Source organism: Candidatus Sodalis sp. SoCistrobi, from assembly GCF_900143145.1.
GTDB lineage: Bacteria > Pseudomonadota > Gammaproteobacteria > Enterobacterales > Enterobacteriaceae > SoCistrobi.
In genome coordinates, this window is sequence record NZ_FRDB01000215.1 from 1 (window position 1) to 4,632 (window position 4,632).

Here is a 4,632-nt window from a genome sequence, read left to right on the forward strand (position 1 = left end):
TGCTCATGCTGAGTTTCCAGCACTAGATTAACTGCCCGTTCACGGACTTCCGGAGAGTAACGTTTGGTCGTTGTCATAGAGACCTCCACTTTTAAAGTATAGACTCTAATTTATCCGGGGTGATTCAGATCCAGTAGGGTTTTGGCAGATTAAACACCAGACCCAGACTGCTGCCGACGGCCAGCATAAGGCCCAAACGGGTAGCATTGCGCAGCGCCATCGATTTAAGCGAGCAGTAACTTCTCAGCGCCGGCCAGAACGGCAAACGCTGCTGGTTATCCGCCATCACATCGCGACGGTACAGCGGGCGTTGGGAACGCAACAGGCGATAGATGCGGCTGAAATGGAAATAGCAGAACTGGCCTACCGGGTTATCAGGATGGTGGCGGGCAATCTTTTCCAGCGCCGACAGGCCGGCATCGGCGGCAAAACGATCGGGCGGGCGATGATAAAGAATATCGTCCGCCAGAACGCGCAGCCGGGCGGCGACGACACGCGCGTTATAGCGCAAAACCGCCTCGGCGTGGCTTTGCTGCACCAGCTTTTGCACTTCGTCCGGCTGATGCAGGCTCACCGCAATATGCTCTTGTAGATCCAGCGCGACCTGGAAAGCGCGCAGCAGCCTTTTGTACTGAGTGAGATGGTTAGCGGAGAGCATATGCAACTACTGATACACCTTCGCTATCTGGTCGATGACTTTCTGCTGGCGGGCGAACAGCGGCGGCAGCGCGCTGTCGGGATCGGTATGCTGAGTCAGCAGGCTGTATTTTGCTTCGATTTAATCCGCCAGTTCGCGGTACAACAGGCTGAGCGCCTCGCGCATCGGTTGTTCTTGCCACCGCCGGAACCACAGCGCATTAAACAGCCCATACCAGGCGGTGCCCGCCAGGTAGAGCAGCGGCGGCAGCCAGAGCGGCACATTGCCGGTCAGCCCCAGGGTAAACACCGCGGCGATAAGCGAGGCCGGCAGCAGGCGGCCGTGCAGCGGACTTATCTCGCCGCTGACGCCAAACAGCAGCGCCAGACCCAACATGACAAACGGCAGCGGGGCGCCATGCGCCAACAATAACTGAATAAAAACACTGCTGAGGGCAAACAGCGAGCCGCCGACGACCAGCCGTTTAAAGAAACGCTTATGGAGCTGATCGAGCCCGGCAATATTACAGCAGGCGGGCACCAGCGAGAACAGCAAACCCTGTTGCAGGCTGTCGAACATCAGCCCGATGGCGACCGGCAGGCACAGGACTATCGTTTGCCGCAGGGCATAATTGACTTCGGGGTGATAGATGAGTCTGCGCCACATATGTCAACTAAAGAGGGCATGGCCGTCCTGACCATGCCCGCGGTGAAAGGGATTAGCGGGTACCGTAAACGACAATGGTTTTGCCGTGGGCAGAGATGAGATTCTGATCCTCGAGCATTTTCAGAATACGCCCGACGGTTTCCCGTGAACAGCCGACAATCTGGCCGATTTCCTGCCGGGTAATTTTAATTTGCATACCGTCCGGGTGGGTCATGGCGTCCGGCTGCTTGGCTAAGTTCAGTAATGTTTGCGCGATTCGCCCGGTCACGTCCAGGAAGGCCAGATTGCCGACTTTCTCGGAAGTTACCTGCAGGCGGCTGGCCATTTGTGACGACAGACGCATCAGAATGTCGGGATTAACCTGTATCAGCTGGCGGAATTTCTTATAGGAAATTTCTGCCACTTCACAGGCCGTTTTCGCCCGCACCCAAGCGCTGCGCTCCTGCCCTTCTTCAAACAACCCCAGCTCGCCGATAAAATCGCCCTGATTAAGATAGGAAAGGATCATCTCCTTGCCTTCTTCATCCTTGATAAGCACCGCGACGGAGCCTTTGACGATGTAGTAGAGCGTTTCTGCCTTTTCACCCTGGTGAATCAACGTACTCTTCGATGGATACTTATGAATATGGCAATGAGACAGGAACCATTCGAGAGTCGGGTCTGTTTGCGGTTTGCCGAGAACCATTCGCTGTTATCCTCTTTTGTCATCGCTGTCCTTTATCAGGAGCGGCGTATTCCCTGTAAGGTAAGGTGTTATTATGATGTCATTCCGTTCATAAAAGGAACCTCGCAAGGGAACTTATCAGGGTCCAATGTTGGTGACGTTTCGATCGCTCTCTTGCTCTTTCACTGTCTGTGAGTTTGATCCTGCCTTGTTTTTTAGCATAGCTTTGAGAGACTGTCTTGTGTTGTCTCGCTTCAGCATGATGCATCTGCGGTTACATTGCCAGTTTGCCGGCAAAAAGGTAGTCTTTCACCAAGAATTTTATCAGGAGTTAACGTTATGCAAGCGCGAGTGAAGTGGGTGGAAGGGCTGTCATTTATCGGCGAATCCGCCTCGGGCCACCAGATCATCATGGATGGCAACAGCGGCGAAAAGGCCCCTAGTCCGATGGAAATGCTGCTGATGTCCGCCGGCGGCTGCAGCGCTATCGACGTCGTGTCGATTTTACAAAAGGGCCGCGCCGACGTGCGCGACTGCGAGGTCAAGCTTACCTCGACCCGTCGCGAGGAAGCGCCACGCCTGTTTACCCATATCAATTTGCATTTTGTTGTTACCGGTCGCGACCTGACGGATAAGATTGTAGAGCGCGCGGTCGCGCTATCGGCGGAAAAGTATTGTTCGGTATCGCTGATGTTAGGCAAAGCCGCCACTATCAGCCACAGCTTTGAAGTGCGTAACCTCGACTGATAGCACGAGGTGGCGGACGGGCGTCAGGGCAGCGATAACGGGCGACTCACCCCGGAGCGGCGTCGCCTGCTCGAGGCATCAGCGCCGCCGGCATCCCCGGTGGCGACGGTGCAGGCCTTCCACGGCGCCATAACCCTGGCGCCGCCGATTGACGGCTACTCCCGCCGCTGCACACACGCCGCCATAGCCGAAAGGTTAGCGGATCCGTTTCCCTTCCAGCAATTGCTTGACCAACGGCGCCATAATCAATTCCATTGCCAGACCCATTTTGCCACCCGGCACCACCAGCGTGTTGATATTGGAAATAAACGATCCCTGCAGCATGGCCAACAAGTAGGGAAAGTCGATGTCGTCCAGGCCCCGGAAGTGGATAACCACAAAGCTTTCGTCCAATGACGGAATCGCTTTAGCCGCGAAGGGATTGGAGGTGTCCACCGTGGGCACCCGCTGGAAGTTGATATGGGTGCGGGAAAACTGCGGCGTGATAAAATTGATATAATCCTCCATGGATCGCACCACGGAATCCATCACGGCCTCGCGCGAGTGACCGCGTTCGTTGGTATCGCGCACCAATTTCTGGATCCATTCCAGGTTAACTATCGGCACCACGCCCACCAGCAAATCCACATGCCGGGCGACATCATTTTGCTCGGTCACGACGCCGCCGTGCAGCCCTTCGTAAAATAAGACATCGGTCGGCTCCGGCAGCGGCTGCCAGGGGGTAAAGGTACCGGGAACCTGATTATAAGGAACCGCTTCATCATAGGTGTGCAAATATTTGCGCGCTTGTCCGCGCCCGCTTTCACCGTAGTGATAAAAGGTCCTCTCCAGCAGATCGAAATTATTCGCATCCGGGCCGAAATAACTGACATGCCGACCTAAATCACGCGCTTTACGAATAGCCAGATCCATTTCCGGCCGCGTGAAGTGATGAAAGCTGTCACCTTCAAGCTCGGCGGCGCGGATGTTCAATTGTTGAAAGATTTTGCGAAAAGCCAGGCTGGTCGTGGTGGTACCGGCGCCGCTGGAGCCGGTGACCGCAATTATCGGATGTTGTGCTGACATGATGTGACCTTAATAATGTTGATAACCTCTGTCAGATGACGTGCGGGCGGGCGCAGGTTATTGTTACCACGTTTGGCGCCGTAGGGCCACCGCCAGGCTTGCTCGTTTCCGCCTTACGGTAGCCGGGGTGCGGTCCAGGGACAATGGCCGAACGGGCGCGGTCGCAGGGTTTACTGCACCGGCGGTGACGCTAATCGGGGAGATAATGGCCGCGTGGCATAATGTTAATGCTTTCATGCAGTTCCGACCACACCAGCACGGCTTCGCCGGATTGCACCTGGCGTAACACATCCGCCACTTTTTGCCGCAGGCTTTTTTCCTGCTCGCCATAATCCGTGCCCTCGCGCAGCACAAACGATTCAATCAGATTATATAGCGTGGTGGGATCGATCTGCTGCCAGGGAATGATCATTATTGGCATTTCTCCAGTGGTGGGCGGGCCGGCGGCGTGACGAAATTTCACCGACAATTCGCTTGTCGAATCGGCATCGCACTGTTAATTTCATAAGCGTCATTGTCGGGAGCAATAGTGCGGGATATATGGAGCTGGGTCTGTTTTTATCGATGCTGGGTTTTCTCTGGGTTGAATAACCCCGAGTTTATTAGAGAGTAATTTTGGCAATACTACGCCGCTTCCTCTGATGCTAATTGCAAAGCGTAATAGTTCATTTCGGCTTCAGTAGGAGGGATGTAACCCAGCCGCCCGAGCAGCCTTCTGTTGTTGTACCAGTCCACCCAGTCCAGCGTGGCCAACTCCACTTCCGTCCGGTTTTTCCAGCTCCCGCGGTGGATAACCTCCGTTTTGTACAACCCGTTGATACTCTCTGCCATCGCATTATCGTAGGAGTCGCCG

The 4,632-nt window shown here is 55.1% G+C and carries 5 protein-coding genes and 1 pseudogene; 1 reads left to right on the forward strand and 5 read right to left on the reverse strand.

The features are described from left to right. Positions 1 to 127: 127 nt before the first annotated feature. Together CINSTRO3249_RS12850 and crp are read right to left on the reverse strand one after the other, a co-directional pair. Positions 128 to 1,303 (reverse strand): annotated as a pseudogene (locus CINSTRO3249_RS12850) (FUSC family membrane protein); the annotation flags it as partial. A gap of 52 nt (positions 1,304 to 1,355) precedes the next feature. Continuing rightward, entirely contained in the window at positions 1,356 to 1,988 is a 633-nt protein-coding gene (gene crp, locus CINSTRO3249_RS12855; RefSeq protein ID WP_011412109.1) for a cAMP-activated global transcriptional regulator CRP, read from the reverse strand. A gap of 318 nt (positions 1,989 to 2,306) precedes the next feature. On the opposite strand from crp, the gene CINSTRO3249_RS12860 reads away from it, so the two are divergent. Next, entirely contained in the window at positions 2,307 to 2,714 is a 408-nt protein-coding gene (locus CINSTRO3249_RS12860) for an OsmC family protein (RefSeq protein ID WP_074013566.1), read from the forward strand. A gap of 195 nt (positions 2,715 to 2,909) precedes the next feature. Here CINSTRO3249_RS12860 and CINSTRO3249_RS12865 read toward each other — a convergent pair whose 3' ends face one another. The 3 genes from CINSTRO3249_RS12865 to CINSTRO3249_RS12875 form a co-directional block, all read right to left on the reverse strand. Continuing rightward, positions 2,910 to 3,779, reverse strand: coding sequence for a phosphoribulokinase (locus CINSTRO3249_RS12865; protein ID WP_074013567.1), 870 nt, complete (start codon positions 3,777 to 3,779; stop codon positions 2,910 to 2,912). A gap of 190 nt (positions 3,780 to 3,969) precedes the next feature. After that, on the reverse strand, positions 3,970 to 4,191 hold the full coding sequence (locus CINSTRO3249_RS12870) for a YheU family protein (RefSeq protein WP_074013568.1): 222 nt from the start codon (positions 4,189 to 4,191) through the stop codon (positions 3,970 to 3,972). 212 nt (positions 4,192 to 4,403) lie between these two features. Then, on the reverse strand, positions 4,404 to 4,632 hold a 229-nt coding region (locus CINSTRO3249_RS12875; RefSeq protein ID WP_143146879.1), incomplete at its 5' end, for an integrase core domain-containing protein.

Bases quoted from the DNA above. Each gene is read 5' to 3' on its own strand.
- crp (WP_011412109.1), bottom strand. From the start codon at position 1,988: ATGGTTCTCGGCAAACCGCAAACAGACCCGACTCTCGAATGGTTCCTG.
- CINSTRO3249_RS12860 (WP_074013566.1), top strand. From the start codon at position 2,307: ATGCAAGCGCGAGTGAAGTGGGTGGAAGGGCTGTCATTTATCGGCGAA.
- CINSTRO3249_RS12865 (WP_074013567.1), bottom strand. From the start codon at position 3,779: ATGTCAGCACAACATCCGATAATTGCGGTCACCGGCTCCAGCGGCGCC.
- CINSTRO3249_RS12870 (WP_074013568.1), bottom strand. From the start codon at position 4,191: ATGATCATTCCCTGGCAGCAGATCGATCCCACCACGCTATATAATCTG.